The 26,242-nt window shown below is 28.1% G+C and carries 38 protein-coding genes and 1 tRNA gene; 2 read left to right on the forward strand and 37 right to left on the reverse strand.

The genetic code is table 11. The features are described from left to right. Nucleotides 1–19: 19 nt before the first annotated feature. The 33 genes from rpsK to fkpA all read right to left on the reverse strand — a co-directional run bounded on the left by rpsK (nt 20) and on the right by fkpA (nt 18,328). Entirely contained in the window at nt 20–409 is a 390-nt protein-coding gene (gene rpsK, locus AB4W65_RS02165) for a 30S ribosomal protein S11 (protein WP_367673513.1), read from the reverse strand. Between the two features lie 20 nt (nt 410–429). Beyond that, entirely contained in the window at nt 430–789 is a 360-nt protein-coding gene (gene rpsM, locus AB4W65_RS02170; protein WP_367673514.1) for a 30S ribosomal protein S13, read from the reverse strand. Between the two features lie 79 nt (nt 790–868). Continuing rightward, entirely contained in the window at nt 869–985 is a 117-nt protein-coding gene (rpmJ, locus tag AB4W65_RS02175; protein WP_367673515.1) for a 50S ribosomal protein L36, read from the reverse strand. 19 nt (nt 986–1,004) lie between these two features. Next, the gene (gene secY, locus AB4W65_RS02180; protein ID WP_367673516.1) at nt 1,005–2,345 is read right to left on the reverse strand and encodes a preprotein translocase subunit SecY; all 1,341 of its coding nucleotides are present in this window, start codon (nt 2,343–2,345) and stop codon (nt 1,005–1,007) included. A gap of 12 nt (nt 2,346–2,357) precedes the next feature. Beyond that, complete coding sequence (gene rplO, locus AB4W65_RS02185; protein WP_367673517.1) at nt 2,358–2,792, reverse strand: 50S ribosomal protein L15; 435 nt, start codon at nt 2,790–2,792, stop codon at nt 2,358–2,360. Between the two features lie 3 nt (nt 2,793–2,795). Then, a complete protein-coding gene (rpmD, locus tag AB4W65_RS02190) occupies nt 2,796–2,978 on the reverse strand; it encodes a 50S ribosomal protein L30 (RefSeq protein ID WP_367673518.1) in 183 nt (60 codons plus the stop codon). A gap of 7 nt (nt 2,979–2,985) precedes the next feature. After that, nucleotides 2,986–3,489, reverse strand: coding sequence for a 30S ribosomal protein S5 (rpsE, locus tag AB4W65_RS02195; RefSeq protein WP_367673519.1), 504 nt, complete (start codon nt 3,487–3,489; stop codon nt 2,986–2,988). 12 nt (nt 3,490–3,501) lie between these two features. After that, nucleotides 3,502–3,867: a 50S ribosomal protein L18 gene (rplR, locus tag AB4W65_RS02200; protein WP_367673520.1), complete on the reverse strand. Its 366-nt coding sequence runs from the start codon at nt 3,865–3,867 to the stop codon at nt 3,502–3,504. A 1-nt stretch (nt 3,868) separates the two neighbouring features. After that, complete coding sequence (gene rplF, locus AB4W65_RS02205) at nt 3,869–4,405, reverse strand: 50S ribosomal protein L6 (RefSeq protein WP_367673521.1); 537 nt, start codon at nt 4,403–4,405, stop codon at nt 3,869–3,871. Nucleotides 4,406–4,417: 12 nt separating this feature from the next. Then, nucleotides 4,418–4,810 (reverse strand): 30S ribosomal protein S8, encoded by a 393-nt coding sequence (gene rpsH / locus AB4W65_RS02210; RefSeq protein WP_367673522.1) that lies wholly within the window; start codon nt 4,808–4,810, stop codon nt 4,418–4,420. A 34-nt stretch (nt 4,811–4,844) separates the two neighbouring features. Next, complete coding sequence (gene rpsN, locus AB4W65_RS02215) at nt 4,845–5,150, reverse strand: 30S ribosomal protein S14 (RefSeq protein ID WP_367673523.1); 306 nt, start codon at nt 5,148–5,150, stop codon at nt 4,845–4,847. A gap of 11 nt (nt 5,151–5,161) precedes the next feature. Next, on the reverse strand, nt 5,162–5,701 hold the full coding sequence (rplE, locus tag AB4W65_RS02220; RefSeq protein WP_367673524.1) for a 50S ribosomal protein L5: 540 nt from the start codon (nt 5,699–5,701) through the stop codon (nt 5,162–5,164). 2 nt (nt 5,702–5,703) lie between these two features. Further along, nucleotides 5,704–6,030 carry a 50S ribosomal protein L24 gene (gene rplX, locus AB4W65_RS02225; protein WP_367673525.1) on the reverse strand — a complete coding sequence of 109 codons (327 nt, stop codon included), beginning with the start codon at nt 6,028–6,030 and terminating at the stop codon, nt 5,704–5,706. Between the two features lie 19 nt (nt 6,031–6,049). Then, nucleotides 6,050–6,421, reverse strand: coding sequence for a 50S ribosomal protein L14 (gene rplN, locus AB4W65_RS02230; RefSeq protein WP_367673836.1), 372 nt, complete (start codon nt 6,419–6,421; stop codon nt 6,050–6,052). Nucleotides 6,422–6,572: 151 nt separating this feature from the next. Then, nucleotides 6,573–6,827 carry a 30S ribosomal protein S17 gene (gene rpsQ, locus AB4W65_RS02235; protein WP_367673526.1) on the reverse strand — a complete coding sequence of 85 codons (255 nt, stop codon included), beginning with the start codon at nt 6,825–6,827 and terminating at the stop codon, nt 6,573–6,575. Continuing rightward, nucleotides 6,824–7,018, reverse strand: coding sequence for a 50S ribosomal protein L29 (gene rpmC, locus AB4W65_RS02240; protein WP_367673527.1), 195 nt, complete (start codon nt 7,016–7,018; stop codon nt 6,824–6,826). Before rpmC ends, rpsQ begins: the two co-directional genes overlap by 4 nt. Continuing rightward, on the reverse strand, nt 7,018–7,428 hold the full coding sequence (gene rplP / locus AB4W65_RS02245) for a 50S ribosomal protein L16 (RefSeq protein WP_367673528.1): 411 nt from the start codon (nt 7,426–7,428) through the stop codon (nt 7,018–7,020). Before rplP ends, rpmC begins: the two co-directional genes overlap by 1 nt. Before the next feature lie 14 nt (nt 7,429–7,442). Beyond that, nucleotides 7,443–8,144, reverse strand: a complete 702-nt coding sequence (gene rpsC / locus AB4W65_RS02250; RefSeq protein ID WP_367673529.1) for a 30S ribosomal protein S3 — start codon at nt 8,142–8,144, stop codon at nt 7,443–7,445. A gap of 17 nt (nt 8,145–8,161) precedes the next feature. Continuing rightward, nucleotides 8,162–8,494 (reverse strand): 50S ribosomal protein L22, encoded by a 333-nt coding sequence (gene rplV, locus AB4W65_RS02255; protein WP_367673530.1) that lies wholly within the window; start codon nt 8,492–8,494, stop codon nt 8,162–8,164. Between the two features lie 18 nt (nt 8,495–8,512). Next, a complete protein-coding gene (gene rpsS, locus AB4W65_RS02260; RefSeq protein WP_367673531.1) occupies nt 8,513–8,791 on the reverse strand; it encodes a 30S ribosomal protein S19 in 279 nt (92 codons plus the stop codon). A gap of 16 nt (nt 8,792–8,807) precedes the next feature. After that, the gene (gene rplB / locus AB4W65_RS02265) at nt 8,808–9,629 is read right to left on the reverse strand and encodes a 50S ribosomal protein L2 (protein WP_367673532.1); all 822 of its coding nucleotides are present in this window, start codon (nt 9,627–9,629) and stop codon (nt 8,808–8,810) included. Nucleotides 9,630–9,648: 19 nt separating this feature from the next. Then, nucleotides 9,649–9,951 (reverse strand): 50S ribosomal protein L23, encoded by a 303-nt coding sequence (gene rplW, locus AB4W65_RS02270; RefSeq protein ID WP_367673533.1) that lies wholly within the window; start codon nt 9,949–9,951, stop codon nt 9,649–9,651. Then, on the reverse strand, nt 9,948–10,553 hold the full coding sequence (rplD, locus tag AB4W65_RS02275; RefSeq protein WP_367673534.1) for a 50S ribosomal protein L4: 606 nt from the start codon (nt 10,551–10,553) through the stop codon (nt 9,948–9,950). Before rplD ends, rplW begins: the two co-directional genes overlap by 4 nt. Before the next feature lies 1 nt (nt 10,554). Next, nucleotides 10,555–11,193: a 50S ribosomal protein L3 gene (gene rplC, locus AB4W65_RS02280; RefSeq protein WP_367673535.1), complete on the reverse strand. Its 639-nt coding sequence runs from the start codon at nt 11,191–11,193 to the stop codon at nt 10,555–10,557. 34 nt (nt 11,194–11,227) lie between these two features. Further along, nucleotides 11,228–11,539 (reverse strand): 30S ribosomal protein S10, encoded by a 312-nt coding sequence (rpsJ, locus tag AB4W65_RS02285; protein ID WP_367673536.1) that lies wholly within the window; start codon nt 11,537–11,539, stop codon nt 11,228–11,230. A 399-nt stretch (nt 11,540–11,938) separates the two neighbouring features. Next, complete coding sequence (gene tuf / locus AB4W65_RS02290) at nt 11,939–13,123, reverse strand: elongation factor Tu (RefSeq protein WP_367673537.1); 1,185 nt, start codon at nt 13,121–13,123, stop codon at nt 11,939–11,941. A 42-nt stretch (nt 13,124–13,165) separates the two neighbouring features. Next, nucleotides 13,166–15,280 (reverse strand): elongation factor G, encoded by a 2,115-nt coding sequence (gene fusA / locus AB4W65_RS02295; protein WP_367673538.1) that lies wholly within the window; start codon nt 15,278–15,280, stop codon nt 13,166–13,168. A 102-nt stretch (nt 15,281–15,382) separates the two neighbouring features. After that, a complete protein-coding gene (rpsG, locus tag AB4W65_RS02300; RefSeq protein WP_367673539.1) occupies nt 15,383–15,853 on the reverse strand; it encodes a 30S ribosomal protein S7 in 471 nt (156 codons plus the stop codon). An 82-nt stretch (nt 15,854–15,935) separates the two neighbouring features. Beyond that, nucleotides 15,936–16,310 carry a 30S ribosomal protein S12 gene (rpsL, locus tag AB4W65_RS02305; RefSeq protein WP_367673540.1) on the reverse strand — a complete coding sequence of 125 codons (375 nt, stop codon included), beginning with the start codon at nt 16,308–16,310 and terminating at the stop codon, nt 15,936–15,938. 121 nt (nt 16,311–16,431) lie between these two features. Further along, a complete protein-coding gene (gene tusB / locus AB4W65_RS02310; protein WP_367673541.1) occupies nt 16,432–16,719 on the reverse strand; it encodes a sulfurtransferase complex subunit TusB in 288 nt (95 codons plus the stop codon). Nucleotides 16,720–16,731: 12 nt separating this feature from the next. Then, nucleotides 16,732–17,091: a sulfurtransferase complex subunit TusC gene (tusC, locus tag AB4W65_RS02315; RefSeq protein WP_367673542.1), complete on the reverse strand. Its 360-nt coding sequence runs from the start codon at nt 17,089–17,091 to the stop codon at nt 16,732–16,734. 9 nt (nt 17,092–17,100) lie between these two features. Then, nucleotides 17,101–17,487, reverse strand: a complete 387-nt coding sequence (gene tusD / locus AB4W65_RS02320; protein ID WP_367673543.1) for a sulfurtransferase complex subunit TusD — start codon at nt 17,485–17,487, stop codon at nt 17,101–17,103. A gap of 118 nt (nt 17,488–17,605) precedes the next feature. Next, nucleotides 17,606–18,328: an FKBP-type peptidyl-prolyl cis-trans isomerase gene (gene fkpA / locus AB4W65_RS02325; protein ID WP_367673544.1), complete on the reverse strand. Its 723-nt coding sequence runs from the start codon at nt 18,326–18,328 to the stop codon at nt 17,606–17,608. A 1,839-nt stretch (nt 18,329–20,167) separates the two neighbouring features. On the opposite strand from fkpA, the gene tsgA reads away from it, so the two are divergent. After that, nucleotides 20,168–21,334 (forward strand): MFS transporter TsgA, encoded by a 1,167-nt coding sequence (gene tsgA, locus AB4W65_RS02330; protein ID WP_367673545.1) that lies wholly within the window; start codon nt 20,168–20,170, stop codon nt 21,332–21,334. Between the two features lie 109 nt (nt 21,335–21,443). On the opposite strand, the gene trpS is transcribed toward tsgA, so the two are convergent. The 4 genes from trpS to aroK all read right to left on the reverse strand — a co-directional run bounded on the left by trpS (nt 21,444) and on the right by aroK (nt 25,353). Further along, a complete protein-coding gene (gene trpS / locus AB4W65_RS02335; RefSeq protein ID WP_367673546.1) occupies nt 21,444–22,448 on the reverse strand; it encodes a tryptophan--tRNA ligase in 1,005 nt (334 codons plus the stop codon). A 41-nt stretch (nt 22,449–22,489) separates the two neighbouring features. Continuing rightward, entirely contained in the window at nt 22,490–23,176 is a 687-nt protein-coding gene (gene rpe, locus AB4W65_RS02340; protein WP_367673547.1) for a ribulose-phosphate 3-epimerase, read from the reverse strand. A gap of 530 nt (nt 23,177–23,706) precedes the next feature. After that, nucleotides 23,707–24,789, reverse strand: a complete 1,083-nt coding sequence (gene aroB, locus AB4W65_RS02345) for a 3-dehydroquinate synthase (protein ID WP_367673548.1) — start codon at nt 24,787–24,789, stop codon at nt 23,707–23,709. Between the two features lie 36 nt (nt 24,790–24,825). Next, on the reverse strand, nt 24,826–25,353 hold the full coding sequence (aroK, locus tag AB4W65_RS02350; RefSeq protein WP_367673549.1) for a shikimate kinase AroK: 528 nt from the start codon (nt 25,351–25,353) through the stop codon (nt 24,826–24,828). Between the two features lie 740 nt (nt 25,354–26,093). On the opposite strand from aroK, the gene AB4W65_RS02355 reads away from it, so the two are divergent. Then, nucleotides 26,094–26,179: transfer RNA gene (locus AB4W65_RS02355), tRNA-Ser, on the forward strand. Nucleotides 26,180–26,242 lie beyond the last annotated feature (63 nt).

A 26,242-nucleotide genomic window follows, 5' to 3' on the forward strand; every position in this document is an offset into this window, starting at 1 on the left:
TTCCATTGATATAAAAATCTTATACACGACGTTTTTTTGGTGAACGACAACCATTATGAGGTATAGGAGTTACATCAGTAATGTTTGTAATACGAAAACCAGCGGCATTTAATGCACGAATAGTTGATTCTCTACCTGGTCCAGGTCCTTTTACCATAATTTCTAAATTTTTTATTCCATATTCTTTTACTGATTCTGCACAACGTTCTGCAGCCACCTGAGCAGCAAATGGAGTAGACTTACGGGAACCTCTAAAACCAGAACCACCTGAAGTTGCCCAACCTAGGGTATTTCCGTATTTATCAGTAATTGTAACAATAGTATTGTTAAATGAAGCGTGAATATGAGCTACACCATCTAACACCTGTTTTTTAATACGTTTTTTAATACGAGCCGGTATTTTTGCCATTATAAATTAGAATCCCTGTATTATTGTTTTTTTATAGATTTACGCGGACCTTTTCTCGTACGAGCATTTGTTTTGGTGCGTTGACCACGGACAGGCAATCCTCGACGGTGACGCAATCCTCTATAACATCCAAGATCCATTAATCTTTTTATATTTAATGTATTTTTTCTTCTTAAATCACCTTCCACAACAAATTTACTTACTTCAGTACGTAATAATTCTATTTCTTCTTCAACTAAATTTTTAACCTGTATATTCTCTTTTATACCAGAAACAGAACAAATTAATTTAGCACGAGTTTTACCAATACCATATATAGATAATAATGCAATAATGATATGTTTGTTATCAGGAATATTGATACCTGCAATACGAGCCACTATTCACTCCTACAGTTTGACATTTTTGAGAATATAAATTCTAACAACTAAAAAATTAATTACTATATAAATAATTAATTTAACCCTGACGTTGTTTATGTTTTAATTCATGAGTACAAACTACACGAATAACATTTTTTCTTCGTACGATCTTACAATTACGACATAACTTTTTTACAGATGCTCTCACTTTCATTGAATCTCCAAATAGATCTTTAATCTCTATAAATATCTTTAAAATTCAACTTGGATTTTTTTAATGCAGACTCATATTGTGTAGACATTATTAATGTTTGCACTTGAGAAATAAAATCAATAATAACAACTACTACAATTAATAAAGATGTACCACCAAAATAAAATGGAACATGAATAGCCATCCGCATTAATTCTGGAATTAAGCAAATAAACGTAATGTATATAGATCCAATAAGTGTTAAACGTAACATTATCTTATTAATATACCTTGAAGTTTGCTCACCAGGTCGAATACCGGGAATAAACGCTCCTGACTTTTTTAAATTTTCTGCTGTTTCACGAGGATTAAATGCTATACCCGTATAAAAAAAACAAAAGAAAATTATTGCAATAGCATAAAGAAACATATAAATCAATTTACTTGGTTGTAAATACAATGAAATATTAATTAACCATTGCCATTTACTACCATCCCCCAACCAAGAAAACAGAGTTGCTGGGAAGAGAATAATACTAGAAGCAAATATAGCAGGAATAACTCCTGACATATTAACTTTTAATGGTAAATAACTATTTTGTGCAGCATAAATTCGTCTTCCTTGCTGCCGTTTTGCATAAAATATGCTAATTTTTCTTTGACTACGTTCAATTAGTACTACTAAAAAAATAATAAAAAAAATAAAAAAAATAATAAATAAAAACAATAAGAAATTTAATTCACCTATTCTCACTTGTTCCAATGTATGACTCATGGCAGAAGGTAATCCAGCCAAAATACCAGAAAAAATAATTATCGAGATTCCATTACCTAAACCTTTCTCAGTAATTAATTCACCTAACCACATTAAAAAAATAGTACCAGTTACTAAACTAATAATAGCAATACAATAAAAATATAAATCAGGATGAATAATTAAAAAACGTAAAACAGGTATATTAGGTAAACTCATCGCAATACCGATAGACTGTAAAATTGCTAATAATAAAGTAGTATATCTTATATATTGATTAATTTTACGTCTTCCAAATTCACCTTCTTTTTTTATTTCTACTAATTTTGGACAAATTAATGTTAACAATTGAATAATTATAGATGCTGAAATATACGGCATAATCCCTAATGCAAAAATAGAAGCCCGACTTAAAGAACCACCAGAAAACATGTTAAAAATTTCAATAATAGTACCGTGCTGTTTCTCTAATAATCTCGATAAGAGAGTAACATCAATACCAGGAATGGGAATAAAAGAACCAATACGAAAAATAATTAATGCTAATGTAACAAACATCACTCTTTTTTTAAGTATATTAAAACCACCACGATTATTTTGATAATCTAATCCCAATTTCTTAATCATATTATATGCTACTTATTCTTGTATTGTACCACCATAGGTCTCAATAGCTATACGTGCACCTTTCGTTACACGCAAACCTGATATCTTAATTGGTGAAGAAATACTACCAGATAAAATAATTTTTACAAATTTAATATTTTTATTAACAATATTGTATTCTTTTAATAAATTTAAAGTAATTAATTGCGTTTTAAACTGACCTAATACTGATAACCGAACTTCTTTTTTTATTCGTTTTTTTTGAGATACAAATCCAAATTTAGGTATTCTCCGGTATAGTGGCATTTGACCTCCTTCAAATCCTCGATTAACACCACCTCCAGTACGTGATTTTTGTCCTTTGTGTCCTCTACCAGATGTTTTACCTAAACCAGAACCTATCCCTCTTCCTACTCGTCTTCTTTTTTTATGGGCATCTTTTCCCGGAGAAATACTATTTAAATACATTTTTTATATTTCCTGTATTTTCAACATATAAGATAATAATCTTATCATACCCCGAACAGCTGGTGTATCTTCACGTTCTACCGTATGTCCAATGTAACGCAAACCGAGACCAATTAATGTAGATTTATGGTGAGATAACCGACCTATTGAACTTTTTACTTGTGTAATATTAATAGTTTTTTTCATTATTAATTTATCCCATAAAATCTGAAACAGATTTATTCCTTTTAGCAGCAATTAATTCTGGTGATTTCATACTTTCTAATCCCTTCATTGTTGCCCGCACCACATTAATAGGATTAGTAGAACCATATGTTTTTGCTAATACATTATGTACACCTGCAACTTCTAATACTGCTCGCATAGCACCTCCAGCAATGATTCCTGTGCCTTCTGATGCAGGTTTCATAAATATATTAGAACCTGTATGTGAACCTGTAACAGAATGTTGCAAAGTGCCGTTTTTAATTTCTATATTAATCATATTTCTACGTGCTTTTTCCATTGCCTTTTGAATAGCTGCAGGTACTTCACGCGCCTTTCCATATCCAAAACCAACTTTACCTTGACCATTTCCAACCACTGTTAATGCAGTAAAAGAAAATATACGACCACCTTTTACTGTTTTAGATACACGATTAACTGTAATTAATTTTTCTTTAAATTCTGAATGATTTTTTTTCTCAATACTCACCATTGTACGTTATCCTTAAAACTTTAATCCAGCTTTACGTGCAGATTCTGCTAATACCTGGACTCGACCATGATATTGGAAACCTGAACGATCAAAAGAAACATTTATAATACCTTTTTTTAATGCTCGTTCAGCAATAACTTTTCCAATTACAGCTGCCGCCATTTTATTGCCAGTATAAATAATATCTTTACTTATTTTTTTTTCTAGTGTAGAGGCTACTACCATTACTTTAGCATTAATTGAAGAAATAATTTGTGCATACATATGACGAGAAGTTCGATGTACAACTAAACGAACAGCACCTAATTTCTTCAACCGATATCGTGTATTAAAACCACGACGTATTCGGGATAATTTTTTATTTTTAATAAATGTCATACTACTTTTTTTTAGCCTCCTTTATACGCACTACTTCGTTTTCATAACGAATACCTTTTCCCTTATAAGATTCAGGTATACGATAGGAACGTAAATTAGCCGCTACCTGTCCTACTAATTGTTTATTTGCACCTTTTAGCACAACTTCTGTTTGAGATGTAATCTCCGCCGAAACACCACAAGGTAATTCATATTTAATAGGATGTGAATAACCCAAAGACATATTAATAACATTTTTTTTTGTGAGACTTATCCGATATCCTACACCAATTAACTGTAATTTTTTTGAAAATCCTTCTGTTACACCAATTATCATTGAATATACTAATGCTCGAGATGTACCTGCTTGTGACCAACCATCGACATAATTTAAACGTGCCGTAAAAAATAATAAAGATTTTTTTTGTTCTATTATTACACTTTTATGAAAAATATAAGTTAGTTCACCATGTTTCCCTTTAATAAAAATCTGTTGTTCTTTTAAATTAATTTCTACACCAGAGGGAATGACAACAGGATTTTTGGCGATACGAGACATATTTTTCTCCAATTAAGAAACATAACAAATAATTTCACCGCCAAGACCAGTTTTTCTCGCTTCCTGATCAGTTATTAAACCTCTAGAAGTCGAAATAATAGCGATACCTAAACCAGCCATTACTTTTGGTAATTCATGTTTTTTTTTATATATTCGTAAACTAGGACAACTAATACGTTTAATACTCTCAATTACACCTTTGCCATTAAAATATTTGAGTATCACTTCTAACTTTAATTTTATTCCACCTTTAATTATATAATCCTTGATATACCCTTCTTTTTTTAAAACATGACTAATAGCTATTTTAAATTTGGATGCAGGCATTATAACTGACAATTTATTAGATACTTGACCATTACGAATGCATGTCAACATATCTGAAATAGGATCTTGCATACTCATCTTTTAACTCCTAATAAATGTAATGAGTAATAACTTACCAACTAGCTTTTTTAAGACCAGGTATTTCACCTCGCATAGCTGATTCCCGAAGTTTAATTCTACTTAAACCAAATTTACGTAAAAATGCATGCGGTCGACCCGTTTGACGACAACGATTGCGTTGACGTGAAGGACTAGAATCTCTTGGTAAAATTTGCAATTTCAGTACAGCTTGCCAGCGTAGTTCTTGTGAGTTAGACATATCAGAAATAATTTTTTTTAGATTTATACGTTTTTTAGAAAATTTTTTAGCAAGCTTGATACGTTTGACTTCACGTGCTTTCATTGATTGTTTAGCCATTTAGTACCTTTTTATTTACGAAATGGAAAATGGAAATATGATAATAATAATAAACCCTCTTGATCAGAATTGGCAGTAGTAGTAATACTTATATTCATACCACGAATACGATCTATTTTATCATAATCAATTTCTGGAAAAATAATTTGCTCACGAATACCCATGCTATAATTCCCCTTACCGTCAAAAGAATTTTTAGATAAACCACGAAAATCTCTAATACGCGGTATGGCTATAGTAATCAACCGCTCTAAAAAATCCCATTTACGTTTACCTCTTAAGGTGACTTTACAACCAATAGAATACCCTTGACGAATTTTAAATCCTGCTATAGATTTACGAGCTTTAGTAACTAAAGGTTTCTGACCAGAAATTAATGATAAATCTAGCATTGCTTGATCCAGTGTTTTTTTTTCAGTAATAGCAGCACTAATGCCCATATTTAAAGTTATTTTTTCAATTCTAGGAACTTGCATTAAAGAATGATAACCACACTTAATCATAAGCTGTTGTGATACTATTTTTTTATAATAATCATAAAAACTTGACACGATTAAGACTCCATATTATTTAACGTCTTATTATTAGATTTAAAAAAACGAACTTTTTTACCTTTTTCAAATCTAAAACCTATACGGTCAGCTTTTTCTGTTGTCGAATTAAATATAGCTAAATTAGAAACATGAATACCTGATTCTTTACTGATAATTCCTCCTGGTTTGTTTTTAGCAGGAATAGACTTTTGATGTTTTTTTACTAAATTAATCCCGTCTACGATTAATTTATTATTAGATAATACTTTCTTTACAATACTGATTTTACCTTTATCTCTACCTGATAAAACTATTACTTTATCATTGCAACGTATTTTAGCTGCCATAAAAATTTTTCCTTTTTATTTATAGTACTTCAGGAGCTAAAGAAATAATTTTCATAAATTTTTCTATTCTTAATTCTCGAGTCACCGGGCCAAAAATACGAGTTCCTATAGGTTGTTCAGTACTATTATTTAAAATTACACATGCATTGGTATCAAAACGAATAATAGACCCATCTGGTCGTCTAATCCCTTTTTTAGTACGAACAATTACAGCTTTAAGAACATCCCCTTTTTTTACTTTACCTTTAGGAGTCGCTTCCTTTATAGTTACTTTAATAACGTCCCCAATTCCTGCATAACGTCTCCTAGAACCACCTAAAACTTTAATACACATAGCTGCCCGTGCACCCGAATTATCTGCTACATGTAAAATACTTTGTTCTTGAATCATCTTCAAGCTCCAATTATTACACTTATTCATTCTAAAAAAACAAGACATTAATGCTCATATTAAAAATATATCATAACATTATTTTTTATTTATTTCCAAAAAACATGAACAGCTCACTAATAACTACTGTTCATGCTGGTGGTATAAAATTTTAAAGTGTTACTTTTTCAAGTATACGCACTAAAATCCAAGATTTAGTTTTAGATATAGGTCTGCATTCTCGAACTTCTATTATATCGCCAACAACACATTCATTTTTTTCATCATGAAAATGTAATTTTGTAGTACGTTTTATAAATTTTCCATACATAGGATGTTTGACAAAACGCTCTATGGATACAACTGCAGACTTTTGCATTTTATCACTGATAACACAACCTTGTAAGATATTATACTTCTTGGTCATGATGAATGTTCCTTTTCTAACAACAACATTTTTACTCTAGCAATACTTTTACGTACTTTTTTTAACAAATGAGATTTTTTAAGTTTACCAGACGAAAACTGCATACGAAGATTAAAATCTTCTCTTAATAAATTTAATAATTCACAATTTAAATCTATAATATTTTTTTTACGCAGTTCAAAAATTTTCATTACATCACCGTTTTAGTAACAAATATAGTTTTAATAGGTAATTTTGCAGCTGCTGCCTTAAATGCTTCTCGAGATAATTCTTCTGATAAACCTTCTATTTCATACAGAACCTTTCCTGGTTGAATTAAAGCAACCCAATATTCAACATTACCTTTCCCTTTTCCCATTCTAACTTCTAATGGTTTCTGAGTAATAGGTTTATCAGGAAAAATACGTATCCACATTTTTCCTTGTCTTTTTACAGAACGAGTAATAGCCACTCGAGCTGCTTCAATTTGACGAGCTGTTAAACGTCCTCTATCTACAGACTTTAAACCAAAACTTCCGAATTTAACATCTGTTCCAACAGCAAGACCACGATTCCGTCCTTTATGCATTTTTCGAAATTTAGTTCGTTTTGGTTGCATCATATTAGTGAATCTCCTTACTTACGGTGCCTGCGATAATATTTTTTAGTTTGTGCAAGCGGCCGTTCTAATTTTTTAATAGAAGACATACCACCTAATATTTCTCCTTTGAAAATCCATACCTTTACTCCAACAATTCCGTATGTTGTATGCGCTTCTGAGGTATTATATTCAATATCAGCGCGCAATGTATGTAAAGGAACTCTACCTTCACGATACCATTCTTTTCTTGCTATTTCAGCTCCTCCCAGACGTCCACTTATTTCTACTTTTATTCCTTTTGCTCCTTGTCTCATAGCATTTTGCACTGCTCGTTTCATGGCACGTCGAAACATTATTCTTCTTTCTAGTTGAGATGTGATATTATCGGCTACTAATTTTGCATCTAACTCTGGTTTCCTTACTTCAGAAATGTTAATTTGTGCTGGAACACCTGTTATAGCTGTAATAACAGTTCTTAATTTTTCTACATCTTCTCCTTTTTTTCCTATAACAATTCCCGGACGTGCTGTATAAATTGTAATTCGAATACTTTTAGCGGGACGCTCAATAATAATTCGAGATACAGACGCCTTACATAATTCTTTTTTTAAAAAACTTCTAACTTGAAAATCGCTATTTAAATTATCAGCAAAATCTTTACTATTCGAAAACCAAATAGAATTCCAAGATTTAATTATACCCAATCGCATACCATTAGGGTGCACCTTTTGACCCATGACTAGTCTCCAAAATATTAGCGATCAGAAACAACTATGGTGATATGACTAGTACGTTTTAAAATTCGATCAGCACGACCTTTAGCACGTGGCATCATCCGTTTCATAGTTGGACCTTCATTAACAAAAATTTTTTTTATTATTAAATCATCTATATCAGCACCATCATTATGTTCAGCATTGGATATTGCTGATTCCAAGACTTTTTTTACTAAATTTGATGCCTTTTTATTAGAATACATCAGTATTTCTAAAGCTTTTTGTACTCTTTTACCACGAATTAAATCAACCACTAAACGAATCTTTTGAGCAGAAGAACGAGCTTGACGATATTGCGCTAAAACTTCCATTTATTCCTCTTTTTTTAACTAACGTTTTTTCACTTTTCGGTCAGCAGCATGACCTTTATAAGTCCGAGTTAAAGAAAATTCTCCTAATTTATGTCCGACCATATCTTCAGTAATAAAAACAGGTATATGTTGTCGACCATTATGTATTGCTATAGTTAAACCTATCATATTAGGAAAAACAGTAGAACGACGAGACCAAGTCCGTAATGGTTTTTTATCATTTTTTTTAACAGCCTTCTCTACTTTCTTAAGCAAACTAAAATCTATAAAAGGACCTTTTTTCAGAGAACGCGGCATTTTTTATCCCATATAATTATTTTTTTCGACTACGTAAGATAAATTTATCAGTACGTTTGTTTTTTCTAGTTTTTTTTCCTTTTGTTTGAATACCCCATGGAGTAACTGGATGTTTCCCAAAATTTCTACCTTCTCCTCCTCCATGCGGATGATCAACAGGATTCATAGCAGTACCTCGTACTGTTGGTCTAATACCTCTCCAACGTGCAGCACCTGCCTTACCCAGTACTCTTAACATATGTTCTGAATTTCCTACTTCTCCAATAGTAGCTCGACAATTAGATAAAATCTTTCTTATTTCACCTGATCTTAATCGAACCGTAACATAGGATCCTTCACTAGCTACCAATTGCACATAGCTACCAGCAGAACGTGCTATTTGTCCTCCTTTTCCAGGTTTGATCTCTATATTATGAACCAATTCACCCACTGGTATATTTTTTAAAGGTAACGCATTGCCTACTTTTATAGCTTCCTGTACACCAGAAATTATTCTATCTCCGATAGATAACCCTTTTGGAGCTAAAATATACTTACGTTCCCCATCTTTATAAAGTATCAAAGCAATATTGGCCGAACGATTAGGATCATATTCAAGACGTTCCACAATAGCCGGTATACCATCTTTTATTCTTTTAAAATCAATAATTCTATATGCTCTTTTATGCCCTCCACCTATGTGACGAGTAGTAATTCTACCATCGTTATTTCTTCCACCTGTTTTGGTATTTTTTTTAGTTAATAAAGAAAATGATCTACCTTTATACAAACCTTTGTCAATAACTTTAATAACATGACGACGCCCAGGAGATGTTGGTTTACATTTAATAATTGCCATATTTCTATTTCCCTAAAAACTAATCCGTACTACCTAATAGATCTACATTATGACCTTTTTTTAAAGTAATATAAGCTTTTTTCCAATTTTTATTGCGACTAACTTGATTCCCTTTACGTTTCTTTTTCCCTTTTATCAACAGTGTATTAACAGCACTGACTTCTACGTTAAATAATACTTGTACAGCATTTTTTATCACTTTTTTTTTTGCATTAGCCATGACTTTAAAAACTATAGTATTAGATTTTTCTGCAGACAAAGAAGACTTTTCTGAAATTCTAGGAGCTAATAATACTTTAAAAAGATTATCTTCATACATCATGCAAACATTTCCTCTATTTTAGTGATAGCTTCAACAGTTATAATGATATTTTTAAAAGAAATTAAACTAACCGGATTTATTAAATGAACATCACAAACATCAACTCCATACAAATTACGAGCAGCTAAAAATAAATTATTATCTATACCTTTTATAATAATTAATGCATTATTTAGCCCTATATCCCTTAATTTACCCACTAATAATTTAGTCTTCGGTAAATCCAAAGAAAATTTTTTAAACACTAAAAGACGATTTTGACGCACTAATTCTGAAAAAATACTTTGCATAGCACCATGATACATCTTACGATTAACTTTCTGTTCATAATTTTTTGGTTTAGAAGCAAATGTAACCCCCCCAGAACGCCATAATGGACTTCTAAATGATCCAGCTCTTGCACGTCCTGTTCCTTTTTGACGCCATGGTTTCTTTCCAGATCCAGAAACTTCAGCGCGACTTTTTTGAGCACGTGTACCCTGTCTAGATCCAGACTGATAAGCCATTACCACTTGATGCACAAGTGCTTTATTAAAGTCTCGTCCAAATATTACCTCAGATAAATTAAGTGAGGTTGATTCATCTTTAAGTAATAATTTCATCTTATACTCCTTGTGCTTTAATAGCCGGTTTAACAATAAGATTGCTACCGGTCACACCAGGAACAGAACCTTTTATCAACAGCAAGTTTTGGTCAGTATCAATTCTAATTATTTCTAAATTTTGAACTGTTACCCGAATGTTTCCTACATGCCCTGCCATTTTTTTACCTTTAAATACTCTTCCTGGAGTTTGATTTTGACCAATAGAACCAGGCACACGATGAGATAATGAGTTACCATGAGTCGCATCTTGAGTACGAAAATTCCATCTTTTCACCGTACCACAAAATCCTTTTCCTTTAGAAAAACCAGTAATATCAACTTTTTTTATATTTGAAAAAATATTCAAGTCAATTATATTACCTACTTTAAAATTTTTAATATTAGAAATTCTAAACTCCCATAAACCACGACCAGCTGTTACACCTGACTTAATAAAATGACCAGATTCAGGCTTGGTTAACCGATTAGACTTTTTTGTACCTGTAGTAACTTGTATAGCTTGATAAACATCATTATCAAAATTTTTAATTTGAGTGATTCGATTTTCTTGTACTTCAATCACTGTTACAGGTATGGAAATACCTTCTTTACTAAAAATTCTTGTCATACCTATTTTTTTACCAACTAAACCAATCATGATTTTTCAACCCTTTGATTACTTCATTCTTTTATTAACCAAGGCTGATTTGTACATCTACACCAGCAGCAAGATCTAATCGCATTAAAGCATCTACTGTTTTTTCAGTAGGTTCCACTATATCAATCAGTCGCTTATGTGTACGAATTTCATATTGATCACGCGCATCCTTGTTCACATGAGGAGAAATTAAAACAGTAAAACGTTCTTTACGCGTAGGTAAGGGTATAGGACCACGAACTTGTGCTCCAGTTCTTTTAGCTGTTTCAACAATTTCTGTGGTTGATTGATCAATCAAACGATGATCAAAAGCTTTAAGACGAATACGTATTCTTTGGTTCTGCATAAGACCAGAACTCCAATTCTATAGAAAATAAAAAACACTTTTCTCACTATATAATTAGTAAGTAAGCGTAATAGTTTCATGCACAACTCCAAAATTAGGAGTATTAAATTTCTTATATTATATAAGAAATTCCAATAATTTAAAATTAAAAATTTTACATCAGATGAAATTAAAATTTTTATATCATATGGTAGATATTTTAAAAATTAAAAAAAGTAGAAAATACATCAATATTTAAAAAATACGTATGTGATATATATCATAAAAAATATATCTATCTTTGTAAACCATAGTATTTAAAATTATTTTTTATATTTTTCGAAACTAGAAAGAGCTTTATCAGCTCTTCCTTTTATTAATATCAATGTGATTTTTAATCATTGCTTTAATAAAAACCAATCAACTAATCACTTTAACAACTACACCTGCTCCAACTGTGCGACCACCCTCACGAATTGCAAAACGTAATCCATCAGACATTGCAATAGGATGAATTAACGTAACAGTCATTTTAATATTATCTCCAGGCATCACCATTTCTATATCTTTAGGTAATTCAATAAAACCAGTTACATCTGTGGTTCTAAAATAGAACTGAGGACGATATCCTTTAAAAAAAGGTGTATGACGACCTCCTTCTTCTTTTGATAACACATAAACTTCAGATTCAAATTTAATATGAGGATGAATAGTTCCTGGTTTTGCTAATACTTGTCCTCTTTCTATATCTTCTCGTTTAGTACCTCTTAATAATATTCCAACATTTTCTCCAGCTCTCCCTTCATCTAATAATTTACGAAACATTTCAACACCAGTACATGTTGTTTTTATAGTATTTTTTATGCCAACAATTTCTACTTCTTCGCCAACTTTAATTATACCTTGTTCAACTCTACCAGTTACCACTGTTCCTCTACCAGAAATAGAAAAAACATCTTCTATAGGCAGCAGAAATGATTTTTCAATTGATCTTTTTGGTTCCGGAATATAACTATCTAATAAATTAGCCAAATCAACAATTTTCTCTTCCCATTCTGGCACACCTTCTAATGCTTTTAAAGCTGAACCTCTTATAATAGGGGTATCATCACCTGGAAAATCATATTGCGTTAATAAATCTCTCACTTCCATTTCTACCAATTCTAATAATTCTTCATCATCAACAGCGTCGCATTTATTTAAAAATACAATAATATGGGGAACACCTACTTGACGACCCAATAAAATATGTTCACGTGTTTGCGGCATGGGACCATCACTAGCTGCTACTACTAAAATAGCTCCATCCATTTGAGCAGCTCCCGTAATCATATTTTTTATATAGTCAGCATGACCAGGACAATCAACATGCGCATAATGTCTATTAAGAGTGTCATACTCAACATGAGAAGTATTAATAGTAATACCTCTTTCTTTTTCTTCAGGAGCATTATCTATTTGATCAAATGCACGAGGAGATCCACCATATTTTTTGGCTAATACTGTAGTAATAGCCGCTGTTAAAGTAGTTTTTCCATGATCAACATGTCCTATTGTTCCTACATTTACATGAGGTTTTAAGCGTTCAAATTTTTCTTTAGACATAATTTATCACCCTTATTAATACTTTATAAAATAAAAAAAATTTTATTTCTCTCTTTCTAAGATAATATTTTTAGCTATATTAGCAGGAGATTCAGAATATTGTAAAAATTCCATAGAATAAATAGCTCTTCCTTGACTTTGAGACCTCAAATCAGTAGCATATCCAAACATTTCAGATAAAGGAACCTTAGCAAAAATAATTTTCCCATTAATTATATTATTCATACCTTCAATCACGCCTCTGCGACGATTTAAATCCCCAATGATATCTCCCATATAATCTTCTGGAGTTTCTACTTCTACTTTCATGATAGGTTCAAGTAATACTGGATTAGCTTTTTTAAAAGCATTTTTAAATGCTATAGATGCTGCTAATTTAAATGCTATTTCAGAAGAATCTACATCATGATAAGATCCGAAATGTAAACGAACACCTATATTTACCACTGGATATCCTGCTAAGGGCCCATATTTTAGCTGCTCTTGAATACCTTGATCTATTGCTGAAATATATTCTCCTGGAATTACTCCACCTTTAATATCATTTATAAAATTATAATTAGATTCACTAGTTTCTGGTGCTAATGGAAATAAATCAATCACTACATGCCCGTACTGACCTCTTCCTCCAGATTGCTTAATATGTTTACCTTCTACATCTTTTACTAATTCTTTAATTGTTTCTCTATAAGCCACCTGAGGCTTACCAATATTACCACTTACATTAAACTCTCTTTTCATGCGATCAACAATAATTTCTAAATGTAATTCACCCATGCCTGCAATAATAGTTTGATTAGATTCTTCGTCTATCCACACTCGAAACGAAGGATCCTCTTTTGCTAATCTATTTAAAGCGAATCCCATTTTTTCCTGATCAGATTTGGTTTTAGGTTCTACAGAAATAGAAATCACTGGTTCAGGAAATTCCATACGTTCCAAAATGATTTTGTATTTTTTATCACATAAAGTATCACCTGTTGTGACATCTTTTAATCCAATAGCAGCAGCTATGTCACCAGATCGTACTTCTTTAATTTCTTCTCTTTTATTTGCATGCATCTGCACAATACGCCCAAATCTTTCTTTCTGAGATTTTACAGAATTAAAAACAGTATCTCCCGAGCGAACTACACCAGAATAAACCCTAAAAAATGTTAAATTACCAACAAATGGATCACTAGCAATTTTAAAAGCTAATGCTGAAAATGGTGCTGAATCAGCAGAACTGGGTAAAGTAGTTATATTTCCATTTTTGTCTACAATTTCTTTTTCTTTTTGTATATCTATAGGAGATGGTAAATATTCTATTACTGCATCTAATAAAGATTGTACTCCTTTATTTTTAAATGCAGATCCACAAGTAATAATAACGATTTCATTATTTACAACTCTTTGTCGCAATGCTGATTTTATTTCTTCTTCAGATAATGGTTCTCCATTTAAATATTTTTCCATGATAACTTCATTAGCTTCAGCAGCAGACTCAACTAATTTATGATTCCATTTTTTAGATAATTCTAACATATCAATCGGAATATCTGTATAAGTAAAAGTTACTCCTTGATCTGTATCAAGCCAACAAATAGCTTTCATTTTAATTAAATCAATTACTCCTGTAAACGTATCCTCACTACCAATTGCCAGTTGAATAGGTATAGGATTCGCACCAAGACGATTTTTAATTTGTTCAACTACTTTTAAAAAATTAGCTCCCATCCGATCCATTTTATTAACAAATGCAATCCTAGGTACTTTATACTTATTTGCTTGACGCCAAACAGTTTCAGATTGAGATTGCACCCCACCTACTGCACAATAAACCATTACAACACCATCTAAGACACGCATAGAGCGTTCCACTTCTATCGTAAAATCAACATGTCCTGGAGTATCAATGATATTAATTCTATGAGGCATAAATTGATTGGCCATACCAGACCAAAATGCAGTTGTTGCAGCAGAAGTAATGGTTATACCCCTCTCTTGTTCTTGTTCCATCCAATCCATTGTAGCCGCACCATCATGTACTTCACCTATTTTATGATTAATTCCTGTATAAAATAAAATTCGTTCAGTCGTAGTAGTTTTTCCAGCATCTATATGAGCACTAATTCCAATATTTCTATAATTTGTAATAGGAGTAGTACGAGCCATTTTATTCCTCTGATCCTCAAATAGTCTAAATCATTAATAAATAAAAAATAATGGCTTTATGTATATATAAAAATACTAATTCTTAAAAAATAAAAAAATATTTTACCAACGATAATGCGCAAAAGCTTTATTTGCTTCCGCCATCCTATGAATCTCTTCTCTTTTTTTAACAGCGTTTCCTTTATTTTCTGTAGCGTCAGAAATTTCATTAGATAATCTGAGAAACATAGATTTATCCGATCGTTTACGTGCAGATTCAATAATCCAACGCATCGCTAAAGCATTTCTTCTTACGGGACGTACTTCTACCGGAACTTGATAAGTAGATCCTCCCACTCGGCGAGATTTAACTTCCACTGTAGGACGTACATTCTCTAATGCAAGATTAAAAATATCCAATTCAGATTTACCTATACGTTGAGATAATTTTTTTAACGCTCGATATACAATTACTTCAGCTATTGATTTCTTCCCATCAACCATTAATATATTAATAAATTTAGCTAACGTTTCAGACGAAAATTTTGGATCTGGTAAAATTTTACGATTTCCAATGACACGACGACGAGGCATAAACACTCCATTTGGGAAAATTTATATTTTTTATAAACAAACTAATTGCAAAAAGGATATCAGTTATATGTAAATGTTACATTTACGCTTTTGATCTTTTTACACCATATTTAGAACGACTTTTTTTACGATCTTTAACTCCCGCACAATCTAATGAACCTCTAACAATATGATAACGAACTCCTGGTAAATCTTTTACTCGTCCACCTCTGATTAAAATTACTGAATGCTCTTGTAAATTATGTCCTTCTCCACCAATGTAGGCAGTTACCTCAAAACCATTTGTTAATCGTACCCGACAAACTTTTCTTAGTGCTGAATTAGGTTTTTTAGGAGTAGTTGTATAAACTCTGGTACATACTCCTCTTTTTTGTGGACATCCATCTAATGCTGGTACATTACTTTTTGTAATTCTACGAACACGAGGTCTGCGAACCAACTGATTTATTGTGGCCATAAAAACTCCTATTATAAAATTTTTCATAATTGCTAAGATAATAAATTAAATTGAGAATGCTATGGTCATGCAGAATTTAGATTAATCAAAGATATCAAACTTTATAAAAAATACTAATTACTTACCAATTCATTTGCTGCTTATTTTTTTCAGTTAAAAAAACAAATTTCTGATAACTAATCATCATAAATTCCGTTGAAATTTTATTACTAAGACCACGTGCTTCAACATCTTCTTGTAATACATAGAGATTAGCTGATGAGTTTAAGATATCTCTTAAAAAATAATTTTTTCTTACAGCAATAAGTACACCATCTTGTAACGCTAAAAAATCATCTGATTTTCTCAAATTATCTAATAATAATACCATATTACTTTTAAAAGGGGAATTCATTAAAGTATGTAGCATAATAAGAACTTCTTAAAAATTGATAATACCATCACATGTGCTAATTTTTTTTTGAAAAACATATTTATCTAAAATATTTATGTCTAATAAAAAAATATCTTTTTCTAAAATTCCTCGTTCGATTAAAGAATTAGCACAAAAATAAAATGTATTGATACCATATAAAGGTAAAATGCAAAATGCAGATGCATAGTCTTGAGATAATATTTTTTCTGGTTTTTGATTTTTTACTAATTGAAAAATTCCATCACCAATAAAAAAAATAGAAATATTTTGTATTGTCAAAGAAGCCGATAAGATCATATCTAAACCTTCTCTTCCAAAAGCAGTACCATGTGGAGCATGGGAAAAAACAAAAGCAATATTTTTCATAAAATTAATTTAAAATTGTATGATACGATCACATTTTTGAATCGCTTCAGATAATGCACCTAATCCAGCTAATTGAAATCCATTTGCCAAATTTCCTTTTTGAAGCCCAATTCTTAAAGCTTGTTCATCACTTATAACGCCTCTTCTGGATGCTGCGCTAATGCAAATATTCAATTTAATTGAAAACTGATCATTAAAATCTTCCCAAGCTTTAACTAAATTATATTCGTCATCAGCTGGAAATATCATTTTATTAGCATTTAACACACCATTGAAATAAAAAAAAACACTATTCAATTCATGCCCACAATCAATTAAAGCTTTAGAAAATAATAAAGCTGTACTAGCATTTTCTGTGCCATACGCCGAACCAGTTACTATTACCAAATAATTCATACATTATTGCAACCAAAAATATTTTAAAAAATAAATAATGTTTAATATAAATAAAACATTTTTTTAAAATTAAGTAATAAGAATTTTTATTATATTGACATTAATAGTCAATATTTCTTTACTCTAATACAGATTTAAAATCTATTAATTCTATATCAAAAATCAAAGTTGAATTACCAGGAATACCTGGTACCCCATTTTCTCCATAAGCCAATTGAGGAGGTATTACTAATTTAATTTGTCCACCCTTTTTTATGTATTTTATACCTTCTTGCCATCCTGGAATTACATTTTTTAAAGATAACCATATTGGTCCGCTGACATATGAATTATCAAATTCAGTGCCATCAATGAATATTCCCTTATAATTCACTAAAATCATATCATTACTTTTAGGCGTAGTACCATCTCCTGCTCTTTTTATTAAAAGGCATAATCCTGTTTTTGTTTTCTTCACATCTGCTTGTTTGATAAATTTAGATATATATATTTTTCCTTTTTTATTATTTTCCTCAGTTTGTTTTTTTAAAAAAATCATTTCTGTACCTCTTAATTTATTTTCTAAATTTTTTAATCTGTTTGCAATCTCTTCATTAGATAATTTTAATTCTCCTAATATTGTGTCTTTTATCCCTGCAATAAATTGCATCTTATTTAGAAAAAAACCTAATTTTTCCTGTTCCATCAATGAATGCTCCATATAATTACCTAATGAAGCCCCTAATGCATAAGAGGTTTTTTCATTATCTTCTTTAAAATTAGGTGCATGAGTTATATAAGATATATTTCCTTTCAATGATGTGGTTTCAAAATATTTATATGCTGAAAATACGCTAGGCATTAAAAATACACCATATAGTATGCAAATACACTTAAATATATTGAGATATTTCTTGAGAACAGTATTACTTTTAATATTCATAATTATATTATTTTTTTATCCTTGTTATAGACAAATATTATACTTTATTATCAACATAAAATCTTTATTTTACATGCTATATTAAATTTATTTATACCTAGATAAATTTTTTAGAAAAATAAAAAATACTCCAATAATAAAATTATCTATTAAAAAATTAAATAAATCTACTTTATTCCATAAATCATAAATATGATGAATATTTTTTTTAAAAAATAAAATTTAAATAAGTTTAAATTAAAAAATATTTGTTTTTTATAAATACCAATACTATTTACCATTTTATCTCTTATCTCATGAAACAATTTTTCATTTATTATTAATATAATGTATATCTGTTTAAAAATATTATATAATATGTATTTTATCTAATAAAATATTAATATATTTAAAATATCTAATTTTTCTTATATAAATAATACCAAAATATTCTTAATTATTTTAATAATCAATACTAATTATAACAAAATGAGTTATTTTAAACACCTATATTCCACTTATAAAAAATTAATACTAAATATTTATTTAAGTTATTAATTAAAGATAAAAACCCAATTTTTATAAGGAAATAATTTCACTATTTTAGTTTATATTTCACTGATCATTAAAATGGATATGATCCATATCAATAAAAATTTTATGCTATTTAAAAAATAGATATATTGAAAATAAGAAAATTATTAAATAAATTTAATAAAAATATTGAAATGAGTATTTTTTAATAAAAATTAAATTATTTTAATAAATTTTAAAAATAAAAAGACAATATCTATATTTTTAATACTAAAAATATCAAAATTTTTTATCAAATAATGATGAAAACTATAAGAATCTCTCATTATTAAATTTTTTATAAAAAAACTTGTTTTTCATTAATATTAAATATATTATTAATATAATATTTCTTTAATTTAGAAATTTCTTATTTCTTCTATTAATAGAATTAATAAGAAATTATTAGTAATTAATTTTATCTAATTTTAAAACTAACTAATAAATTACTATTCTACCAATATTTAATAATTATTTATCTTTTCCTACATAGTGTTAATTAAAAATAATTAAAACAACACTAACTAATTTCTCACAACTATGATCTAAAAAATAAATATACTCTTTTATTAATAAAATTAATAATTCACTTCTTTCTTTGAAACTTATATGCGATTATAAATATCATAAATAACCATAATAAATTTATTAAAAACATCACAATTAATCATTATCTATTAAACCTAAATGAATTCTTTTATTACTTTATCTATAATTTAATTTATAAAAATATTTCTTAAACATGTATTATATATAAATGATAATTATATTATTTATATTACGTAGAATATTATCATTCTATTAATAAATGATACCCATATTCAAATATATTATACTAAAAAATAAAGCAATATTATTAAAAATAAATATCAACTTTACAATACCAATAAAAACATAAATTTATCCTAAAATATATTAAAAATTTTTTATATCCTATAATACCTAAAATATATGTATTAAAAAATACATGATATATATAAAAATTATTCTAATAATAATTAAATTAATTAGTATTAAAAATATATTTTAAATGTTTATTGATTTAACTTTTATATTTAAAAATAGAAAATGAGTTATATTTTTAATATTCTATATATCTTATCTGATTGTATACGAAAATATCATATATTAATCAACTCATATTAATTATTTAATTATAATGTAAAATTAATAAAATTGAATAAATTTAATTCAGGATATTAGAAAATGACAAAAATAAATCGTATAAGTCTTATTTGGATTAGTTTTTTTTCTTACGCTTTAACTGGTGCATTAATTGTTGTTACTGGATTAGTTATGGGAAAAGTTTCAGAATACTTCCAAATATCACTATCATATACCAGTAATATTTTTACTTTTTTAAATGCTGGAATCTTAATATCTATATTCTTAAATGCTTGGCTAATGGAAATTATTCCATTAAAAAAACAAATAATTTTAGGATTTTTTCTTATGATCCTATCGATATGTATATTAATATTAAATCATAGTTTAATATTTTTTTCATTTAGCATTTTTATGCTTGGTATAATTAGCGGTATTACGATGTCAATAGGAACTTTTTTAATTACTAATTTATATAAAGGAAGTAAAAGAGCTTCCTTACTGCTATTAACAGATTCTTTTTTTAGTATGTCTGGTATGCTTGTTCCTATTTTTACTGCTTTTTTACTAAAAAAAAATATTACATGGTACTGGATCTATCTATTAATAGGAATTATTTATTTATTTATTTTTTTATTAACAATAAACTCGAAATTTCCTCATTTAAATATCGTAACTCAAGAAAAAAAAATAAATAAAGAAGAAAAATATACTATTAGTATATTTTTACTATCTCTGTCCGCATTATGTTATATTTTAGGACAATTAGGATTTATTTCATGGATTCCCGAATTTTCAATAAAATTAATAGGAACAAATATTGTCGATGCTAGTAAATTAGTAAGTAATTTCTGGATGGCATACATGTTAGGTATGTGGTGTTTCAGTGGTATCTTAAAATTCTTTGATTTACAACGTATAGCAGTTTTTCTTACAGGTATTTCCTGTACATTAATGTACTTATTTATTAAAAATATAAATTATGAATACCTGCAATGGATAATTATTTTATTAGGATTTTTTTCTAGTGCTATTTATACTTTAATTATTACATTAGGGTCATTACAAACTAAAAGAAATTCACCTAAAATAATTAATTTTATTTTAACTGCTGGTACTATGGGAACGTTATTAACGTTTATTGTTACCAGTCCTATTGTAGCAAAATTTGGTATTACTTCAGCATTAATAACTGCAAATATATTATATCTGATAGTATTTATCTTATTATTTATTTTAGGTTTTTTTACAAAACATAGAAAACATTAATTTTTAAAATAAAATTTTATTAAAAATACTAAAATATTAAGTAAAATTCTTAATATTTGATAAGATATCTATTATATTTAATACCTCTATGTATAATAAATACACATGTTTAACGTAAACCTAAAACATAATATACAGTTTCTAGTGTTTTTTTTGCATACTCACGTGCTTGCGATGCTCCATTAACTATAATCCTTGTTAGATAAGATTCATCTTCACGGTATTCAAAATAAGACCTTTGTAACCGACAGATTACAGTAGACAATGCATCCGATAACGCCTCCTTAAATTCTAAATATGAATTTTTAGAAAATTCATTTTCTAATTCAGCAATTGTTTTTCCTGTAAAACAAGAAAAAATAGTTAGTAAATTAGAAATTCCAGGTTTTTTTTCAAAATTATAATAAATTCTTGCCGGTTCTTCCGAATCAGTCACAGCCATTTTAATTTTTTTTCTAATAGAATTTATTTCTTCCAATAAAAAAATAGTATTTTTTTTATTTATATTAGATTTAGACATTTTTTTTGTAGGTTCTAACAATGACATAATTTTAGAACCTTGTTGAGATAGTAATATAGCAGGAATAGTAAATATTTTACTTTTATAGAAATTATTAAAACGATTAGCTATATTAATAACTAATTCTACATGTTGTTTTTGATCGATACCCACTAACACATGATTAGTTTGATATAATAAAATATCCGATGCCATTAAAACAGGATAATTAAGCAAACCAATATTAATATTTTTTCTACCATCAATTAATTTACTTTTAAATTGCGTCATGCGTGTTAATTCTCCAAAATAAGAATAACAATTTAATATCCAATTTAATTGAGTATGTTCATAAACATGTGATTGTACAAAAATAATACTTTTTTTTGGATCAACACCGCAAGCTAAATATAAAGCTAATGTATCAAATATGTTTTTACGTAAATCTTTATTATTATGTTGAACAGTAACTGAATGTAAATCAGCTATACAATAAATAGAATTATATTCTTTTTGTACTTTATTCCACTGAGATAAGGCACCTAAATAATTTCCAATAGTTAAACAACCCGTTGGTTGTATAGCACTTAACAAAATAGATTTATTTTTTTCCATTATAGAATTCTTCTGTTAAATAGTAATACAATTAAAAAAAATTAATGAATAGCTCCATAATTTACTATTTCCAACGCATTATGCATATTTTTTATAACCTTTTTATAATTATCAGAGTTAAAAATTGCTGAACCAATAATAAAAACATTTGCACCGGCTAAAGCTATATTAGCAATATTATTAACCGTTACACCTCCATCTACTGCCAGTAAAATATTATATGCACTTGAATCAATTTTTTTTCTAATTTCACGTAATTTATCTAAAGCAGAGGGAATAAAAGATTGTCCACCAAATCCTGGATTTACTGACATTAGTAATATCATGTCTAATTTATCCATTACATAATCAAGAAAACCAATGGGTGTAGCCGGACTGAAACTTAATCCTACTTTACAACCATGAAACTTGATTAAATCTAAAGTACGATCTAAATGATATGTAGATTCCGGATGAACAGTTATATAATTCGCTCCTGCATCTGCAAATTGAGGAATTAAATTATCCACTGGCTTTGTCATAAGATGCACATCAATGTCAGCATGAATATTATAATTTCTTAATGCTTTTAAAACCATTGGTCCCATGCTTAAATTAGGAACAAAATGATTATCCATAACATCAAAGTGGATCATATCTGCACCTGATTCTAATACTTTCTTTGTATCTTCTCCAAGACAGGCAAAATCGGCAGACAAAATTGAAGATGACAATAAAAATTTTTTCATATGCTTCCTATAACTATTTTATACCTACTAAATAATATATCTGTAAAAAATAAAATTCACTCTATAAAAAAAATATCTATTTATTTTTAATAATAAAAATAATTGATGTATACACTAAAAAATATTTTTTTCAATAAAGATATAAATCTTATTTTAAACTTAACATTTCTATCATAAATAAAATAAATTTCAAAAAAATTAAAAAAATTACTAATATATAATGTATTTTTATATATATTTTATTACCAAAAAAAATATATTACATACATATACTTGAATTTATAAATTAATATATTCAATAAAAATTTTTATATTTGTAAAAGTAAAATTTATTAAATATAAATAAAAATATTTTATTTTTTAATTAATATCTTTATATATAATTATAAATTTTGTAATGAAAATTACAAATATTAAGAATATTAAATATTTTAAGTTGAAATAATATTTATAATAAATATTATTGAAATATATATTTTCATAAAAAATTATTTTTAATATGAACATAATTTATATTATAAATAATATTTTTAAATACAATCTTCAATTACAGATGAAATCACGCTTTTATCAATTCCAGTAAATATTTCAGCTTGACCAATTTTAACTGGTAAAACCATTCTAATCATACCAGATAAAACTTTTTTGTCCCTCATAAAATGAGGAAAATAAGAAGAAGGTAACATATTTTTAGGTCCTTTAATGGGTAAACCTACTCTATCAATCAATAATTCTATACGTTGAACATCTTTATTATCTAACTTTCCCATTTTTTCTGCAGTACGTGCTGCCATAACAATACCAGCTGATACAGCTTCTCCATGTAACCAATTACCATAACCTACATGAGATTCTATAGCATGACCATAGGTATGTCCAAGATTTAATAAAGCACGAAGATTCATTTCTCGTTCATCTAGTTCAATTAATTTTAATTTAAATTCACAGCATTTAAGAATACAATATTTTATTACCTCACTATCAAGACTTAATATTCCATCAATATTATTTTCTAACCAAACAAAAAAATCAACATCAAAAATAATGGAATATTTTATTATTTCGGCTATACCTGAAATTAACTCTCTTTTAGGTAAAGTATGTAAAAAATCTATATTGATTAATACTGAACTAGGTTGCCAAAAAGCACCTATCATATTTTTTCCTAAAAGATGATTAACAGCAGTTTTACCTCCTATAGATGCATCAACTTGAGATAATAATGTTGTTGGAATTTGAATATATCTGATACCTCTCTGATATACAGCTGCGCTAAATCCAGTAATGTCACCTATTACTCCACCTCCTAATGCAATTAAAGTAGAATCTCTTCCGTGCCTATGCTCTAATAAAGCAGAAATTATAGATTCCATTTCATATAAATTTTTATATTTTTCTCCATCTGGTAAAACTACTTGATTTACTCTAATTCCTGCCTTATTAAGGTAATATAAAACCTTGTCTTTCCAAATATTAGCTAATGTTTTATTAGTAACTAACATTGCTTGATCACCTGATTTTAAAGGACAAAATATATTTTTTTTAACTAATAAATTAGAACCTATGCTAATGAAATAACTGTTTTTTCCTAAATCAACGATCAATTTTTCCATATTTAATCAACTTTTATAAAAGATGCTAGTCAAAATCTAATGAATTTTTTCTAACAAATAAATGATACGATGAGCTACAATTTTTGCGCTTTTTTCATCTGTATTAACTACTATATCTGCTATTTCTTGATAGAATGGATTTCTTTCGTATGCCAGGTTTTCTAAAATTTCCCGACGAGTCAATATATCTTTTTGCAATAATGGACGTTTTTTATCCCTTTGTGTGCGCAACAATTGTTTTTCAATTGTAGTTTTTAAATAAATTACAATACCCCTCGATGAAAGTTGATTCCGTGCTTCTTTAGATTTTATGGAACCACCTCCTGTGGCCAATATAATACCATGGAGTTTAGTAAGTTCATCAATTATTTTTTTTTCTCGATCACGAAATCCTTTTTCACCTTCTACGTCAAACACCCAACTTAAATCAGCACCAGTTCGTTTCTCAATTTCTTGATCAGAATCATAAAATTCCATTCTAAGTTGTTGAGATAATTGACGACCAATAGTGCTTTTACCAGCACCCATAGGTCCAATCAGAAAGATATTTCTTTTTTCTGCCATTTTTCTTAAATATTATTAAATATAATTTGTTAATCATACCTACAGTCAGAAATACTAAGCTAGTAGGACATAAATTTATAAAAATTCAAATAAAGCATAAAATAAAGTTATATCAAAATTAAAAAATAATTATCGTGCTTTAAAAAATCAAACTTATAAAAAATCTATCTTATCACATTACTAAAAATTTCATCAATTAAAATTATACTTTTAAAGTTTTTTTATATTTTATTCATTAATACTATTCATACTTAATTTGTATTTTTGTGAATCACTAACAATATTTTATTACTAGATAAAAGACTTAACTATATTACTAAATAATTTTAATAGCACCAAATATTTCACATCAAAGATTATAAATATTTATTTTAAAATATGTGTATAATAACTATTAATTATAGTTAATTATGAACAATGTTTATTGTATTAAATTAATAAGTAATTAATTTTTAATAAAAAATTAATACTCTATGATATCAGTATAAGAATACTGCTTTATAAAAAATTTACATATTCCATATATACAAAATAGATTATTCATCTAAAAAAATGTTAATTGAAAAATTAAATAATATTATTATAATAATAATTTAATTTATAAAAATATTTATTTACACAATCATATTTCAATCTTATGTAATAAGAAACGTTGAAATAATTAAAAATATAAAAAACTTGATCTTATTTTTTATGTTAATTATTATATATTAAAAATATTTAAAATTTATTTTAAAATAGGTGAGGTGTCCGAGAGGCTTAAGGAGCACGCCTGGAAAGCGTGTATTATGGAAACGTATCAAGGGTTCGAATCCCTTCCTCACCAAAAAATTATAAAATTATTTTTTAAAATTTAATTTTTTATCCATCTTAAATATATAATGTATGA

This window comes from Buchnera aphidicola (Pemphigus populi) (genome assembly GCF_964058935.1).
Lineage (GTDB): Bacteria > Pseudomonadota > Gammaproteobacteria > Enterobacterales > Enterobacteriaceae > Buchnera_C > Buchnera_C aphidicola_D.

What these genes read in the sequence shown, in the direction of transcription:
- rpsK (WP_367673513.1), bottom strand. Translation starts at nt 409, where the DNA reads ATGGCAAAAATACCGGCTCGTATTAAAAAACGTATTAAAAAACAGGTG.
- rpmJ (WP_367673515.1), bottom strand. Translation starts at nt 985, where the DNA reads ATGAAAGTGAGAGCATCTGTAAAAAAGTTATGTCGTAATTGTAAGATC.
- secY (WP_367673516.1), bottom strand. Translation starts at nt 2,345, where the DNA reads ATGATTAAGAAATTGGGATTAGATTATCAAAATAATCGTGGTGGTTTT.
- rplO (WP_367673517.1), bottom strand. Translation starts at nt 2,792, where the DNA reads ATGTATTTAAATAGTATTTCTCCGGGAAAAGATGCCCATAAAAAAAGA.
- rpmD (WP_367673518.1), bottom strand. Translation starts at nt 2,978, where the DNA reads ATGAAAAAAACTATTAATATTACACAAGTAAAAAGTTCAATAGGTCGG.
- rpsE (WP_367673519.1), bottom strand. Translation starts at nt 3,489, where the DNA reads ATGGTGAGTATTGAGAAAAAAAATCATTCAGAATTTAAAGAAAAATTA.
- rplR (WP_367673520.1), bottom strand. Translation starts at nt 3,867, where the DNA reads ATGACATTTATTAAAAATAAAAAATTATCCCGAATACGTCGTGGTTTT.
- rplF (WP_367673521.1), bottom strand. Translation starts at nt 4,405, where the DNA reads ATGTCTCGTATCGCCAAAAATCCTGTTGTCATTCCCTCTGGTGTAGAA.
- rpsH (WP_367673522.1), bottom strand. Translation starts at nt 4,810, where the DNA reads ATGAGTATGCAAGATCCTATTTCAGATATGTTGACATGCATTCGTAAT.
- rpsN (WP_367673523.1), bottom strand. Translation starts at nt 5,150, where the DNA reads ATGGCTAAACAATCAATGAAAGCACGTGAAGTCAAACGTATCAAGCTT.
- rplX (WP_367673525.1), bottom strand. Translation starts at nt 6,030, where the DNA reads ATGGCAGCTAAAATACGTTGCAATGATAAAGTAATAGTTTTATCAGGT.
- rplN (WP_367673836.1), bottom strand. Translation starts at nt 6,421, where the DNA reads ATGATTCAAGAACAAAGTATTTTACATGTAGCAGATAATTCGGGTGCA.
- rpsQ (WP_367673526.1), bottom strand. Translation starts at nt 6,827, where the DNA reads ATGACCAAGAAGTATAATATCTTACAAGGTTGTGTTATCAGTGATAAA.
- rpmC (WP_367673527.1), bottom strand. Translation starts at nt 7,018, where the DNA reads ATGAAAATTTTTGAACTGCGTAAAAAAAATATTATAGATTTAAATTGT.
- rplP (WP_367673528.1), bottom strand. Translation starts at nt 7,428, where the DNA reads ATGATGCAACCAAAACGAACTAAATTTCGAAAAATGCATAAAGGACGG.
- rpsC (WP_367673529.1), bottom strand. Translation starts at nt 8,144, where the DNA reads ATGGGTCAAAAGGTGCACCCTAATGGTATGCGATTGGGTATAATTAAA.
- rplV (WP_367673530.1), bottom strand. Translation starts at nt 8,494, where the DNA reads ATGGAAGTTTTAGCGCAATATCGTCAAGCTCGTTCTTCTGCTCAAAAG.
- rpsS (WP_367673531.1), bottom strand. Translation starts at nt 8,791, where the DNA reads ATGCCGCGTTCTCTGAAAAAAGGTCCTTTTATAGATTTTAGTTTGCTT.
- rplB (WP_367673532.1), bottom strand. Translation starts at nt 9,629, where the DNA reads ATGGCAATTATTAAATGTAAACCAACATCTCCTGGGCGTCGTCATGTT.
- rplW (WP_367673533.1), bottom strand. Translation starts at nt 9,951, where the DNA reads ATGATGTATGAAGATAATCTTTTTAAAGTATTATTAGCTCCTAGAATT.
- rplD (WP_367673534.1), bottom strand. Translation starts at nt 10,553, where the DNA reads ATGAAATTATTACTTAAAGATGAATCAACCTCACTTAATTTATCTGAG.
- rplC (WP_367673535.1), bottom strand. Translation starts at nt 11,193, where the DNA reads ATGATTGGTTTAGTTGGTAAAAAAATAGGTATGACAAGAATTTTTAGT.
- rpsJ (WP_367673536.1), bottom strand. Translation starts at nt 11,539, where the DNA reads ATGCAGAACCAAAGAATACGTATTCGTCTTAAAGCTTTTGATCATCGT.
- tuf (WP_367673537.1), bottom strand. Translation starts at nt 13,123, where the DNA reads ATGTCTAAAGAAAAATTTGAACGCTTAAAACCTCATGTAAATGTAGGA.
- fusA (WP_367673538.1), bottom strand. Translation starts at nt 15,280, where the DNA reads ATGGCTCGTACTACTCCTATTACAAATTATAGAAATATTGGAATTAGT.
- rpsG (WP_367673539.1), bottom strand. Translation starts at nt 15,853, where the DNA reads ATGCCTCGTCGTCGTGTCATTGGAAATCGTAAAATTTTACCAGATCCA.
- rpsL (WP_367673540.1), bottom strand. Translation starts at nt 16,310, where the DNA reads ATGGCCACAATAAATCAGTTGGTTCGCAGACCTCGTGTTCGTAGAATT.
- tusB (WP_367673541.1), bottom strand. Translation starts at nt 16,719, where the DNA reads ATGCTACATACTTTAATGAATTCCCCTTTTAAAAGTAATATGGTATTA.
- tusC (WP_367673542.1), bottom strand. Translation starts at nt 17,091, where the DNA reads ATGAAAAATATTGCTTTTGTTTTTTCCCATGCTCCACATGGTACTGCT.
- tusD (WP_367673543.1), bottom strand. Translation starts at nt 17,487, where the DNA reads ATGAATTATTTGGTAATAGTAACTGGTTCGGCGTATGGCACAGAAAAT.
- fkpA (WP_367673544.1), bottom strand. Translation starts at nt 18,328, where the DNA reads ATGCCTAGCGTATTTTCAGCATATAAATATTTTGAAACCACATCATTG.
- tsgA (WP_367673545.1), top strand. Translation starts at nt 20,168, where the DNA reads ATGACAAAAATAAATCGTATAAGTCTTATTTGGATTAGTTTTTTTTCT.
- trpS (WP_367673546.1), bottom strand. Translation starts at nt 22,448, where the DNA reads ATGGAAAAAAATAAATCTATTTTGTTAAGTGCTATACAACCAACGGGT.
- rpe (WP_367673547.1), bottom strand. Translation starts at nt 23,176, where the DNA reads ATGAAAAAATTTTTATTGTCATCTTCAATTTTGTCTGCCGATTTTGCC.
- aroB (WP_367673548.1), bottom strand. Translation starts at nt 24,789, where the DNA reads ATGGAAAAATTGATCGTTGATTTAGGAAAAAACAGTTATTTCATTAGC.
- aroK (WP_367673549.1), bottom strand. Translation starts at nt 25,353, where the DNA reads ATGGCAGAAAAAAGAAATATCTTTCTGATTGGACCTATGGGTGCTGGT.